We start from the raw sequence: 13,284 nt of genomic DNA on the forward strand, positions 1-13,284 counted from the left end.
CTCAGGCCTCCCCAAGGACGTTTGAAGTCGGGTTGATCAGGATGACGCCGTAGACGTCGACGACGGCTTCGCAGTCGGGCAGCACCAGGGTGGTCGAATCCATCTCGGTGATGATCGCCGGACCCGGGATGCGGTCGCCGGCGCGGAGCTTGGAGCGGTCGTAGATGGCGGCCGGCTTCATGCCGCCGTCGGCCCAGACCTCGTGGTCGCGGATCTTGGCGCGCGACGGATCGCCGTCGCCCTTCTCGATCTCGAGCGTCGGGATTTCCTGGACCTTGCCCACGGCCACGGCGCGCAGGTTCACGAACTCATGCTCGGCGTCCATGTTGAACGTGAACAGGCGACGGTGCTCTTCGTCGAAGGCGGCCGCCAGACGGGCCAGGCCGCCGGCGTTCAGCATGTCCAGGGTCACGACCATCGGCACCTCGAAGGCCTGGCCGTGATAGCGGATGTCGATCTCGAAGCTGGTCTCGATCTCGGCGTCGGCGACGCCGTCGGCCTTCAGGGTGGCGCGGATCTGCGCGTCCATCTCGTTGAAGAACGACAGCACCTCGGTCTCGGTCGCCGCCGAAATCCGCTTGGAATAGGAGCGGGCGGTTTCGGTGCGCATGCGGGTCGTGGCGTCGCCCAGGGCGCAGAGCACGCCGGGCGAGACCGGCGACACGGCCGGCCAGGAGCCCATCAGCTTGGCCACGGCGTTGACGTGCAAGGGGCCGGCGCCGCCGAAGCCCATCAGGGCGAAGTCGCGCGGGTCGTAGCCCTGCTGCACCGAGATCATGCGCAGCGCGCCGAACATGTTCTCGTTGACGATGTCGATTATGCCGCGGGCGGCCTCATAGAGGTCGATGCCCAGGGCGTCGGCGATGGTCTGCACCGCCGTGCGGGCGGCTTCGCGGTCCAGCTTGAAGGCGCCGCCCAGCAGGTCTTCCGGCAGGTAGCCGAGCACGACGTTGGCGTCGGTGACGGTGGGGGCGGTTCCGCCCTTGCCGTAGGCGGCCGGACCCGGCGCGGCTCCGGCCGACTCGGGGCCGACGCGCAGGGCGCGGGTCAGTTCCGGAACCTTGGCGATCGAGCCGCCGCCGGCGCCGACCGTCTTCACGTCCAGCGACGAGGCGCGGACCGTGAGGTGGCCGACGTCGGTGGTGCGCACGCGGCGCGGCTCGCCGTTCTCGATCAGGGCCACGTCGGTCGAGGTGCCGCCGACGTCCAGCGTGAGGATGTTCTTCAGGCCCGAATTGCGGGCCACCCACAGGGCGCCGGTGACGCCGCCGGCGGGACCCGACATCAGCAGGCTGACGGGATGCTCTTCGGACTTCTCCGACGACATCAGGCCGCCGTCTGAGCGCAGCAGGGCGATGCGGCCCTGCATGTCGAGGCCGCGCAGCTTGTCGCGCAGGTTCTTGACGTACTTGGAAACGACGGGGCGCACGGAAGCGTTGGCGACGGTGGTCAGGGTGCGCTCGTATTCCTGCATCTCCGGCAGGACCTCGTGCGACAGCGACACCAGCACGCCCGGCAGGATTTCGGCAGCCAGCTCGGCCACGCGGCGCTCGTGCGAGCCGTTCAGGTAGGCGTTCATCAGGGCGATGGTCACCGCCTCGACGCCCTGTTCCTTCAGCTTGGTCAGCTGGGCGCGGGCGTCGGCCTCGTCGAGCGGGCGGATTTCCTTGCCCGCCGCATCGATGCGGCCCTTGATCTCGACCGTGTCTTCCAGCTTCGCCAGCGGCTCGGGCTTGGGCCAGATGATCCAGGCGGCCAGACCGCCGGGCACCAGCGAGCGGGCGATCTGCATCACCTGGTGGTAGCCTTCGGTGGTCACCAGGCCGACCCGGGCGCCCTTGCCCTCGAGCACGGCGTTGGTGGCCACGGTGGTGCCGTGCAGGAAGACGTCAACGTCCGACGGCTTGACCCCGGCCTTCTCGCAGACCGCGTTGACGCCGGTCATCACGCCGACCGAGCTGTCATGCGGGGTCGACGGCGTCTTGTGTCGCCAGAAGTCCCCCGTCGCCTCGTTCAGCAACAGCAGGTCGGTAAAGGTCCCGCCTACGTCCACGCCCAATCGGTAACCCATCGTCAGCCTCTTTGCTGGCGCGTCGCCGTCCCCCAGGAACGGCGACGCGACGCCTATTGAGACGACATTCCCCCGATCGGGCGACGCGCGCCGGATCGGGGGCGGGGTTTCACCGCTGTGCGGGCGCCGCCCTTCGAAGTCCTCAGAACTTCACGGCGAGCTCGACGCCCCAGGTCGCGCCCGCCGCCGGCGAGGCGAACGAGCCGCCGAACTCAGGCGCCGGGATCACCTCGGTCAGGTATTGCTCGTCGGTGATGTTCTTGCCGAAGGCCGTGACGCTCCAGGTATCGGTCTCCAGGCCGGCCCGCAGGTCGAGCGTGGTGTAGGCGTCGCGGCGGCTCTTGGCGTAGTTGGCCCGGCCCAGCGCCCCGTAGCTCAGCTCGAAGACGGTTGGGTTGTCCTGGCCCTGCACGACGTGGAACCAGGTCGGTCCCGTGCCGCGCACGTCGGCCCGCAGGTGCAGCGACAGATTGTCGGGCAGCGGGTGGGTGTAGTCGGCCGCCAGGTTCCAAGTGTAGCGCGGCGTGTAGGGCGACTCGTTGCCGACGGTGTCGGGCCGCACGCTGTTCTTCTGGATCTTGCTGTCGGTATAGGCGCCCGAGGCTTCGAGGATCAGGTTGGAGGTCGCCTTGTAGCGCAGGCCAAGCTCGGCGCCCTGGATCCGCACCTCGTCGATGTTGGACACCACGCGCAGCAGGCCGAACGGGCCGACGAAGAACTCGAAGAACTGCATGTCGTCGACGTCGGTGTGATAGGCGGCGGCGTCGATGGTCAGGTGGCCGTCGAACATCCGGCCCTTGGCCCCGATCTCGAAGCTGCTGGAGACTTCCTTGTCGAAGTCGTCGCGGATGGTCACCGGCTTGTAGCCGGCCGCCGTGCGCACCGGGTTGATGAACAGGTTCACGGTCGCGGCGCTGCCCTGGCTGTTGAAGCCGCCCGACTTGAAGCCCACGCCCCAGTCGCCATACAGCGTCCAGTCGGGGCTGGCCTTCCAGCGCACGGCGACCTTGGGCTGGACCTGGTCGTAGGTCTTTTTTTGGTCCTTGATGCCGCCCGGATTGATCGTGGTGTCGAGGCCCGGGTTCAGGGCCGCGCCGCCGGTATAGGGCGGGCCGTTGAAGTCGATATATTTGGTGCGCGCGGCGGTGGGCACCAGGTTGTGGACCTTGCGCTCTTCGCGGTCGTAGCGCAGGGCCAGCGAGCCTTCGAGGGTGGGCGTGACGTCATAGGCCAGCTGGCCGAACACGGCGGCCACATCGCTCTTGAAGTCGTCCCAATAGAGCTGCTCGGTCGAATAGGCCGAGGACGAGGGCACGTAGAGGGCGCGGGGAACCTCGCCGCCGCCGTCCAGGCCCGTGGCCACGCCGACCTCGCGGTCGATGTGCAGGGCGTAGGTCCCGACCATCCAGCGTAGGGGCTGGTCCGAGCGCGAGGTCAGGCGCAGCTCGCCCGACAGGTCGCTCTGGTCGCGCTTCTGGTACTGGTAGCCGTCGCAGGTCGTGGGCGTGTAGGGGCCGAAGAACGAGCCGGCGGCCGTGCTGCCCAGATACTGCGGCGCGGGCAGGGTGACGCCCCGGGCGTTCAGCGCCGCGATCGAGGCCGCGCACGAGGCGCTGGCGTTGAAGAAGCCGAACGAAGCCGAGGTGCCGTCGGCGATCAGGTCGTTGTCGATGTCGGAATAGAGCGTCCAGGCCGTCAGGGTGGCGAAGCCGAGGTCGCGCTCCAGCTTGGCCGAGGCCTCGAAGGCCTGCTGCCGGTTGGTGTGCGGCACGTTGTTCTGGAAGGCGAAGTCGTGGTCTTTGACGTCCTCGTAGTAGGACGGCGTGGCCAGCACCGAGGCGAACGAGGGCAGGGCGAAGACGGCGTTGTAGGCGATCGAGCCGGCCGTCAGCTCGCCGTAGCGGGCCTTGAAGTCGAGCTTGGTCTTCTCGTCCAGCCGCGCCACGAGGCGGCCGTTGAAGTTGTAGCCCTTGAAGCGGTCGACGGCGCCCGTACCGGATTCGCTGTCGTAGAAGCCGTCGGTCTTGCGCCAGTCGGCCGACAGGCTGCCCGACAGCTTGTCGGTGAGGGGACCGGCCACGCGCACGTCGCCGGCGAAGCTTTCGCGGTTGCCGACGCTGAGCTTGGCCGAGCCCTCGAACTCCTCGCCCGGCTCGACGGTGGAGACGATGATCGCGCCGGCGGCGGCGTTGCGGCCGTAGACCGCGCCCTGCGGGCCCTTGACCACCTCGATCTGGCGCAGGTCCGAGAATTCGCGGTTGAAGGCGGCGGGATTGGCCATCTGCACGCCGTCGATGACGAAGGCGAACGAGGCCTGGGCGTCGCGGGCGCTGTTGACGCCGCGGATATTGACCTGGGCGTCGCCCTGTTCGGCGGCCTGCACCAGGCTGACGCCGGGCGTCAGGGCCACGAAGTCGGCGGCGCGGGCGACCCCGGCGGCCTCCAGCGTCGCCTGGCCCAGGGCCGAGACGGCGGCGGGCACGTCGCGCAGGCTTTCGGAGCGCTGGCGGGCGGTAACGATCAGTTCGTCGACGGCGGTCGACTGGTCCTGGGCGGACGCGGCGCCGGCCCACAGCATGGCCAGCATGGATGCGCCCGCGAAGACGGCGCGTGTTTTTCCGGCAGTTATCATTGATCAGCTCCCCTCGTTGATCCGGCGAGCTTGCGCCGCGTACCGGCGTTCGCTGCGCGGCCGCGCGGGCTCCCCGCCTGTCGGGCGCCGGGGGCGGGGCGCTGGTTTCGGAGGCGCCGCCGCGCATGCTCGCGCGCCATGCCTGCCCGCCTCGCGGGCGTCGAGGAACACGCGTCATGACCACCCGCATCGAGATCGTCGAGGTGTCGCCCCGCGACGGGCTGCAGAACGAGAAGGCGATGGTCTCGTCCGCCGACAAGGCCGCCCTGGTGCTGAAGGCCGTCGAAGCCGGCGCCCGCCGCGTCGAGGCGGTCAGCTTCGTCAATCCACGCGCCGTGCCGCAGATGGCCGACGCCGACGAGGTGATGGCCCGGCTGCGCGGCCAGCAGGACTTGCGGGCCCGAGGCGTGTCGCTGATCGGCCTGGTGCTGAACCGCCGGGGCCTCGACCGCGCCATCGCCGCCGATGTCGACGAGGTCAATTTCGTCGTGGTGGCCAGCGAGACCTTCAACGTCCGCAACCAGGGTGTCCCGGTGTATGAGACCCTGCGGCAGATTTCCGAGGCGCCGCAGGTCGCGCGCCAGGCCGGGCTGAAGCTCGGCGTCACCATCGCGGCGGCCTTCGGCTGTCCGTTCGAGGGCGAGGTGGCGGTCGAGCAGGTGGCGCGCATCGCCGCCGAGCTGGCCGGCTACGGCGTCACCGAGATCACCCTGGCCGACACCATCGGCGTGGGCGACCCGCTGTCGGTCGAGACCCGCTTCGGCGCGGTCCGCGCCGTGGCGCCCGGCGCGGTGCTGCGCGCCCACTTCCACAACACCCGCAACACGGGCCTGGCCAACGCCTTCGCCGCCTGGCGATCGGGCGTGGCCAGCCTGGACGCCTCGATCGGCGGCATCGGCGGCTGCCCCTTCGCCCCGGCGGCGACCGGAAACGTGCCGACCGAAGACCTGGCCTACATGTTCGCGCGGATGGGCGTGGCCACGGGGCTGGACCTGCCGGCCCTGATCGAGACGGCCGGCTGGCTCAAGGGCGTGCTGGGCGCGCCGGCGCTGCCGGGCATGGTGTCGAAGGCGGGGGGATTTCCTCAGCCCTGATCCTTCTCCCCTTGCGGGAGAAGGTGGCATCCGAAGGATGTCGGATGAGGGGTCTCTCAAAAGCAAACGCCGCGACGGGCCTTTCGGCTGTCGCGGCGTTTCAGGTCTGTGCGACCCCTCATCCGTCGGCTGACGCCGACACCTTCTCCCGCAAGGGGAGAAGGATCAGTATTTCAGACCGATGCTGACGCTCGCTCCGCCCGCGCCGACCTCCACCGCCGAGTCGTCGAACTTCGGCGGGCCGAAGCGGGCTTTCGGATCGCGGGACAGTCCCACGCCGTCGGCGGGCAGGCCCAGGGCGGTCTTCTTCATCACGCCGTCGCCGTCCTGGTCGTGGAAGGCCAGGAACGACCAGCTGCCGGGCGGCAGGTTGGCGATCTTGGCCGTCACCGCGCCCAGAGCGGCCGGGACCTTCACGTTGTAGGGGCAGGTCTTCAGGAAGGTGGCCTTGTCGCAGGCCGACACGACGATCTGGCCCTTGGCGTTGGCGACGCCCGAGACGCGAACCTCCACGGAAGCCGCATTCGCGACTCCCGTGGCGGCCAGCGCGGCGAAGAAGGCGAGGATGCTCGTTCTCACGCTCTTCACCGATCTACTCCGCGGCCGCCGGAGCGGCGCCGTGGCGCTGCTTCAGGGCCTCCGAGCGCACCCGGTCGCCATCGACCAGCGGCACGGTCTTCAGCAGGAAGTCCTTGGCCAGCTTGGGATCGGCGCGGTCGGGCGAGGGGATGACCATCGCCCGCTTGCCCTGGATGTCACGCTCCATGGCGTCGACGTCCAGCGCCCAGCCCTTCTCGATCAGCTCGCGGCGCTTGTTGCGCCAGGCCACCATGATGCCGTCCGACTTCACGCTGACTTCCTCGTGCAGATAGACGGGCAGCAGCTCGGGGCAGATCTTCTCCATGATCACGCGGTCCTGCTCGAAGATGCGCAGGGTGCGGCGGCGGCTGTCGCCGTCCCAGATCTTCTGGGTCAGGAAGTTGCGGGCCATGATCCAGCGGGTGATCGTGGTGGTCTCGTCGATCGGCGTGTTGACGTCGAAGATCACCGTCGACCAGGTCGGGGTCGGGCGGATCTGGATCCGCACGTGGGCGCCCGAGACGTGGAAGCCGTTGCGCACCGTGACCATGCTGCGCTTGGCCTTGCGGAAGAACTTCCACATGCCCTTGTACTCGGGCGGGATGAACTTCAGCTCGGCATAGGCCGAGTACTCGTCCTGCTCGAGGGTGAACTCGTGCACCTGCGGGGCGTCCTTGTCGCCGAAGCTCGGGTGGACGAAGGCCGCGTGCGAGGGGTCGATGCCGTTCTCGGTGATGCGGGCGTAGTTGGCCTTCCACTCATAGGTGCCGCGGATGCAGCGCCAGGCCGGATCCTCGAACTCGGGGAAGGGCGGCAGGGGCGGGCGCTCGGCCTCGGGCAGGTCGCCCATGAACACCCAGATCATCCCGTACTTCTCCTGCACGGGATAGGAGTCGATCTTGGCGCGCGGCGGGATCTTGGTCTCGGGATCCTGCGACGGGATCTTCACGCACTTGCCGCCGCCGTTGAAGCGCCAGCCGTGATAGGGGCACTCGATGGCGTCATCGACGACCATGCCGCTGCCCAGCGACGCGCCGCGGTGGATGCAGACGTCCGACAGGCAGCTGACCTTGCCCTTGGAGTCGCGGAACACCACGAACTCCAGGCCCAGCATCTTCACCCGCTTGTGGCCGCCGTTGGGGATCTCGTCGCTGTAGTCTGCCACGTACCACTGGTTCTTGATCATGGCGTCTTCTCCGGCTGCGGGGCGGGGGTGAGTCCGCGGAGGATGAGATTGGGTATCTTGGTGTCGTCCCAGTCGTCGAGGTCAACGCCGTCGCGCAGGATCACCAGTTTCTGGGAAGGCACGATCCAGAGGCGGCGCTTGCCCCAGCCGTCGAGGAAGATGGCGTCTTCCGCGGCGATCGGTTCGGCCGACTTGCTGCTCTTGTCGGGGCGCTCGGGCGTATAGATGCGGTCGGCCGCGTAGGGGCGGCCGCGCCAGATCTGGAAGCCATAGCCCGGATTGGCCTTGCCTGGTGCGCTCATGGCTTCGACGTACGAGGCCGGCAGCACCTGCTTGCCCTCGAACGAACCGCCATTGGCCAGCATGATCCCGACGCGCATCCAGTCCTGCACCTGCGAGACCAGGCAGCAGTCGCCGTGGGCGAGGCCCCCTTCCTTGGCCAGCCACAGCTGGCCGTCATGCATGCCGAGCGGCGCGAACAGCTTTTCCGACATGTAGGCGGCGAAGGTCTTGCCGGTGGCCCGCTCGACGATGACGCTCAGCGCCACCGGGTCGGGGTTGTGGTGGCCGAACACCGTGCCCGGCGGGTGGGTCGCCTTGAGGCCCAGATTGTCCTTGGCCAGATCCGGCGATAGGAAGGTGCGGATGGTGCTGGACCACGGCGCGTAGGAATAGTCCGGCGCCGCCAGGCCCGACGACATCTGCAGGAGGTCGCGGATGGTGATCTTCGAACGCTCGTCGCCGCGCCATTCGGTGATGAAGTCGGCGGCCGGCTGGTCGACCGACTTGATCTTGCCGTCGGCGATCGCGGCCCCGACCAGCATGCCGGTCATGGTCTTGGTGAAGGAGTGGGCCTTCATCCGCGAACTGGGGCCGACGCCGTTCCAGTAGCGCTCGTAGACGACCGCCCCGTCCTTGACGACGATCAGGGCGTCGGTCTTGCGGACGCCGGCATAGTCGGCGGCGGCGGTCAGGGCGGCGGGGTCGATCCCGGCCGCCTGCGGGGTCGTCTTCGGCAGGGCCGCGCCGGGCGCGCCCTTGACCACGGCGACCGGCTTGTACCAGTCGATCGGCGGCTCCAACGGATTGACCGTCAGGGCGCGGAAGTAGCGGCTCCAGTACAGCGGCGCGGAGGCGTAGGTCGCCGCGCCCGCCAGGACCACGACGCCCAGACCCGCCAGCAGGATCTTGCGCTTCTTCACGGTCAGGCCGCCTTTACTTCGGCGATGGACGTGACGCCGAACGGGATGTCGAGCTTGACGCTGGCGACGGTCTCGCCGCTGTCCAGCGCGATCTTGGCCAGTTGGCCCGAGAAGAAGTCGCCGGCCCAGAAGTGGGCGCCGTCGTCGGTGGCGCGCAGGAACGACCAGCCGCGGCCTTCCGGCACGGCGTAGGTGCGGACCACCGAACCGTCCTGAGCCACGCGGCGCACTTCGTTGCCGCAGCTGACCAGCACGTCGTCGTTGGGCGCGGTCGCCAGGCCGAACACCATGCCCGGCGGATCGGTGCGGACATAGAGCGGCGGCAGCTGGGCGTCGGCCTCGATGTCGTAGCGGAACACGGTGTGGCCGGTCTCGGAGACGTAGGCCACGGTCTTGCCGTCCGACAGCAGGGCCAGGTGGGTGATGCCGAGGAAGCCCATGACGCCGCCATGATACTCGGGGCGATAGAAGCGCACCACGCGGCCGTCGGCGTCGAAGCGCACCAGGCGGCCCTCGCCGGTGAAGGGCGGGGCGAGGCCGGAGAGGTGCTCGCCGGCCAGCGCGCCGCCGTCGGGCAGGAACACCATCGAGCCCAGGCCCCGACCGGGGAGAAGCGAGGCCTGGCCGGGGACGCGGCGGCCCTCGGCGTCGATGCGGGTGACGTTGCGGGCGAAGGGGTCCAGGGCGTTGAGTTCGCCGGTGCGGGGATTCACCGCGATGCCCGAGACCATGCCGAAGTCGCCCGTGTGCAGGGCGGCTTTCTGCTGCAGGTCGGGGCCCAGCAGCAGGATGCGCGAAAGCCCCAGCTTCAGCTGGTGGTCGGTGACCACCGTCGCGGCCACCCAAAGGTCTCCCGCCTGGGGTTTGACGGGAAGGGACAGGGGGTCGCCGAACATGAAGCTCTCCGCATCGGTCAGTCCCGCGGATGGCGGGAGGCTCGGAGATTTTCCAAAAGGGACCGATCGGTCAATTTTCTATTCGGCGTTGTTCGCCTGGCGATCAGCCGCCACCTCAACGCCGGTCTGATAGCGACCCATAACGTGGTCGAGCATGCCGGAAACTTGGTCCCAGGCCGCGTCGTCCTGCAAGTCGAATCCGAAGAAGTTCGGTTCGAACTTCGCGCGCATGCCTATGTAGGAGACGGCCGACAGCATGGTCATGGCCACGGCGAGCAGTTCCTTGTCCTCGCTGCGCTGGCCGATGAACAGCCGCTCGTACTCTTCCCATATGCGGATGCGGACCGCGGTGACCGCGTCGCGCAGTTCCGGCGGGCCGGCGAATTCGCCCGCCATGATGGTGGCGACGGCCGGATGGGCGCGCAGGGTCGAGGCGTAGGCCCGCACCAGCATGCGCAGGCGCTCCATGGCCGGCCGCTGGTGGAAGGCGTCGAGCGACTCATCGAGCATGTCGGTCAGGCGCGGCCAGATACCGGTCCGCCGCACCCAGGCGTCGGCCACGCCGCCGAGGCCGCCGAAATAGTCATAGATTTGTTTCTTGCCTACGCCGGCTTCCTTGATTAGGGCGTTGACACCCGCGTCGTGGACGCTTCCACGCTCCATAAGACGCCCAAAAGCCTCCACGATGGCCGCTTCGGTGGCGATCCGACGTGATTGTCGAGGCTTGGGCGCGGCGGCGATCTCTGACAGCATGGCGTACTTTCCTGAACTCCTATCCGATGGACGGACAAACGCTTTATCGCAAGACCTGTATTGGTCCGGCTCCATCATCTTGACCGGCGGGGAACAGTCGCGGGGAACGCGGCGGGGTGTGGTCAAGATTTGAAGAGGGGAGTCATGACCAAGTCGGCGATGAATATCTATTGTGCGAGCGCGAGCGCTCTTACGCTTTTGGTCTGCGCGGGGCAAGCCTTCGCGCAAATGACAACTTCAGACGAGTCCACGGTGATTGGTGAAATCACCGTGACGGCTCGTAATAAGTCAGAGTCTCTGCAGGACGTGCCGATCACCATCAATGCGGTGTCGGCCGAGACGATCGAGCGTCGTAATATTTCCGACATCTCTCGAGTGGCCCAATCGACCTCGGGCCTGACGTTCGACCAGGGCCTGACGCCTAGCGATACGCGTCCTGCCATCCGTGGCGTGCAAGCCGTTCGGGGCCGTCCGAACGTCGCCATCCTGGTCGATGGCGTCGATACGTCTTCGGAAGCCTTCGCGACCGCCGGTGGCGGCGCTTTGGCCTCCCTGCGTTTCGTCGACGCCGAACGGATCGAAGTGGTGAAGGGCCCGCAAAGCGTGCTCTACGGCCGCTCGGCCTTCTCGGGTGCGATCAACTACATCTCCAAGCGTCCGAACCTCGACGAGTTCGAGGCCAAGATCAGCCTCGAGGCCGGCGACTTCGGTCTCAAGGAAGGCAAGGTCTCGCTCACCGGTCCGCTGGTGAAGGACAAGCTGGCGCTCAGCCTGAACGCCGGCGCCTGGGAAACCGACGGCCAATACCTGAACAGCGTCAGCGGCGCCCGCGTCGGTGGCGGCGAGGCCAAGGGCGCGGCCCTCGGCCTGCTGATCAAGCCGACCGAAAACCTGACGGTCTTTGCCCGCGTGCAGCACTCGCACGAGGAATACGACCAGATGGCCCGGGCCTTCATCACTTCGGTGAACCCGGCGACCGGCACGGCCAACACCGCCGATCTAGGCGTTTCGGCCCTCGACGGGACCAAGGCCGGCTATACGGTGAAGGGCAACCTCGCCAACGCCGCGGTCGTGCGTAACCAGAAGGTGGCCTACTCGCTGGATCCGCGTACGGGCAAGGACTTCACGGGGACCGTCACCGACGCGACCCGCGCCTCGTTCGAGATCAACTACGAGAGCGACTGGGGCACCTTCACCTCGCTGACGGGCATCACCCGCGGCGAAACCACCCAGGTGCAGGACTTCGACAGCAGCGACTACAGCCTCACCAGCAACATCCTGTCGTCCTACGCCAGCGTCGCGCCGTTCTACGGCTCGCTCTACCAGTACCTGGGCTTCCTGCGCGCCTACGGCCTGAACTACTCGACCGTGGCTCCGACGGGCGGCCTGCCGGCCATCGGCTTCTCGGTCATGCTGGACGACGACTTCGACACCAAGCAGCAGAGCCAGACGCTGCGTTGGAGCAAGGACTTCGGCAAGCTGCGGACCTCGCTGGAAGGCCTGTACTTCCACGAGCAGGCCAGCCAGATCAACAAGGACCAGTTCTGGATGCGGGCCGGTTCCGACCCGCGCCTGACCATCCTGACGGCTCTGTTCATGGGCGGCGGCGCCACGGCGACGGGCACCTTCCAGGCCCCGACGACCACGGCTAAGGCGACGGCGGACTATCCGCTGAAGATCTCGCGTGAAACGGACTCGCTGTCCTGGGCCGGTAGCGTCGAATACGACGTCACCGATGCTCTGACGGTGCGTTTCGACGGCCGCTACATCGAGGAACGGATCGCCTATCACGGCAGCCCGTACCAGCCGATGTACTACCGCCTGTTCGGCGTTCAGCTGGTCTGTCTGGCCCAGCTGGGCTGCGCGGCCGGTCCCGCCGGCACCGCGGCTGCGCGCGCTGCTCAGCTCGCCAAGACCACCCAGATCGACAAGAAGACGGTCCAAGACCACGCCTTCACGCCGAACTTCGTGGCCAACTACAAGCTCTCGTCGCGCAACTCGGTCTATGCGTCGTACGGCGAAGGCTTCAAGCCGGGCGGCGTCGACACCACCGGCACCAGCGGCAGCGTCGACTCGACCTTCAAGCCGGAGAAGCTGCAAAGCTTCGAAATCGGTTCGAAGAACGTCCTGCTCGACGGTGATCTGGTGCTGAACGGCGCCATCTTCTTCAACCGCTACAAGAACCAGCAGATCGGCACCACCAAGGTGCTCGGCGGCACCTCGGTGCCGTCGGTCGAGAACGCCGGTGAAAGCGAAAGCAAGGGTTTCGACCTGAGCAGCGACTGGCGGGCGACGAACTGGCTGACGCTGAGCGGCAACTACACTTACACCGACGCCGAGTTCACCGACTACAAGGTGCCGACGCCGGGCTATTTCGACCGCATCGAGTCCACCGCCGGCAACTACACCGGCAAGGCCGTGCCGCTGACGCCCAAGCACAGCCTGAACCTGTCGGCCCTGCTGACCGGCGACCTGCCGGTGGGCGCCGGCTGGACCTGGACGACCGAACTGAGCGGCCGTTACCAGTCCAAGCGCTACATGACCCAGAACAACCTGACCTGGCTGCCGAGCTACTTCGTCTCGGATCTGCGGGCCGGGGTGACCGACGGGTCGTGGAGCCTCGATCTGGCCGTGACCAACCTGCTTGACGACGACACGCCGAAGAACGCCATCGCGGCGACCGACTTCGGCTTCTTCGACCTCGTCAACAACATGCCGGTTCGGGCCTACGTGGTTTCTCTGCCCGAGAAGCGCGCCGCCTCGATCCGTATCAGCAAGACCTTCTGATCTCGCTGATCGCGTGACTACCAAGGCCCGGCGCGCCTGCGCGCCGGGCCTTTTCCTTGCCCCCAAGCTTTCCTGGAGTTCCCC

Annotated in this window: 9 protein-coding genes; 2 read left to right on the plus strand and 7 right to left on the minus strand. The window is 67.7% G+C overall.

Annotated elements, in window-relative coordinates:
• Window position 1: 1 nt before the first annotated feature.
• Complete coding sequence (locus tag I4Q42_RS23395; protein ID WP_198578508.1) at window positions 2–2,071, minus strand: hydantoinase/oxoprolinase family protein; 2,070 nt, start codon at window positions 2,069–2,071, stop codon at window positions 2–4.
• Between the two features lie 142 nt (window positions 2,072–2,213).
• Window positions 2,214–4,658 carry a TonB-dependent receptor gene (locus I4Q42_RS23400; protein WP_198578509.1) on the minus strand — a complete coding sequence of 815 codons (2,445 nt, stop codon included), beginning with the start codon at window positions 4,656–4,658 and terminating at the stop codon, window positions 2,214–2,216.
• A gap of 221 nt (window positions 4,659–4,879) precedes the next feature.
• Between I4Q42_RS23400 and I4Q42_RS23405 the strand changes: the two genes are divergently transcribed.
• A complete protein-coding gene (locus I4Q42_RS23405) occupies window positions 4,880–5,797 on the plus strand; it encodes a hydroxymethylglutaryl-CoA lyase (protein ID WP_198578510.1) in 918 nt (305 codons plus the stop codon).
• Window positions 5,798–5,962: 165 nt separating this feature from the next.
• Here I4Q42_RS23405 and I4Q42_RS23410 read toward each other — a convergent pair whose 3' ends face one another.
• The 5 genes from I4Q42_RS23410 to I4Q42_RS23430 all read right to left on the minus strand — a co-directional run bounded on the left by I4Q42_RS23410 (window position 5,963) and on the right by I4Q42_RS23430 (window position 10,413).
• The gene (locus tag I4Q42_RS23410) at window positions 5,963–6,385 is read right to left on the minus strand and encodes a DUF2141 domain-containing protein (protein WP_198578511.1); all 423 of its coding nucleotides are present in this window, start codon (window positions 6,383–6,385) and stop codon (window positions 5,963–5,965) included.
• Window positions 6,386–6,389: 4 nt separating this feature from the next.
• On the minus strand, window positions 6,390–7,562 hold the full coding sequence (locus tag I4Q42_RS23415) for an aromatic ring-hydroxylating dioxygenase subunit alpha (protein WP_198578512.1): 1,173 nt from the start codon (window positions 7,560–7,562) through the stop codon (window positions 6,390–6,392).
• Window positions 7,559–8,764 (minus strand): serine hydrolase domain-containing protein, encoded by a 1,206-nt coding sequence (locus tag I4Q42_RS23420; RefSeq protein WP_198578513.1) that lies wholly within the window; start codon window positions 8,762–8,764, stop codon window positions 7,559–7,561. Before I4Q42_RS23420 ends, I4Q42_RS23415 begins: the two co-directional genes overlap by 4 nt.
• A gap of 2 nt (window positions 8,765–8,766) precedes the next feature.
• Window positions 8,767–9,660, minus strand: a complete 894-nt coding sequence (locus I4Q42_RS23425) for an SMP-30/gluconolactonase/LRE family protein (protein ID WP_198578514.1) — start codon at window positions 9,658–9,660, stop codon at window positions 8,767–8,769.
• Window positions 9,661–9,738: 78 nt separating this feature from the next.
• Window positions 9,739–10,413, minus strand: a complete 675-nt coding sequence (locus I4Q42_RS23430) for a TetR/AcrR family transcriptional regulator (RefSeq protein WP_198578515.1) — start codon at window positions 10,411–10,413, stop codon at window positions 9,739–9,741.
• A 270-nt stretch (window positions 10,414–10,683) separates the two neighbouring features.
• Between I4Q42_RS23430 and I4Q42_RS23435 the strand changes: the two genes are divergently transcribed.
• Window positions 10,684–13,200 carry a TonB-dependent receptor gene (locus I4Q42_RS23435; protein WP_198578516.1) on the plus strand — a complete coding sequence of 839 codons (2,517 nt, stop codon included), beginning with the start codon at window positions 10,684–10,686 and terminating at the stop codon, window positions 13,198–13,200.
• Window positions 13,201–13,284: the final 84 nt, after the last annotated feature.

Source organism: Caulobacter hibisci, assembly GCF_016135805.1.
GTDB lineage: Bacteria > Pseudomonadota > Alphaproteobacteria > Caulobacterales > Caulobacteraceae > Caulobacter > Caulobacter hibisci.

Bases quoted from the DNA above. Each gene is read 5' to 3' on its own strand.
- I4Q42_RS23395 (WP_198578508.1), bottom strand. From the start codon at position 2,071: ATGGGTTACCGATTGGGCGTGGACGTAGGCGGGACCTTTACCGACCTG.
- I4Q42_RS23400 (WP_198578509.1), bottom strand. From the start codon at position 4,658: ATGCTGGCCATGCTGTGGGCCGGCGCCGCGTCCGCCCAGGACCAGTCG.
- I4Q42_RS23405 (WP_198578510.1), top strand. From the start codon at position 4,880: ATGACCACCCGCATCGAGATCGTCGAGGTGTCGCCCCGCGACGGGCTG.
- I4Q42_RS23415 (WP_198578512.1), bottom strand. From the start codon at position 7,562: ATGATCAAGAACCAGTGGTACGTGGCAGACTACAGCGACGAGATCCCC.
- I4Q42_RS23425 (WP_198578514.1), bottom strand. From the start codon at position 9,660: ATGTTCGGCGACCCCCTGTCCCTTCCCGTCAAACCCCAGGCGGGAGAC.
- I4Q42_RS23430 (WP_198578515.1), bottom strand. From the start codon at position 10,413: ATGCTGTCAGAGATCGCCGCCGCGCCCAAGCCTCGACAATCACGTCGG.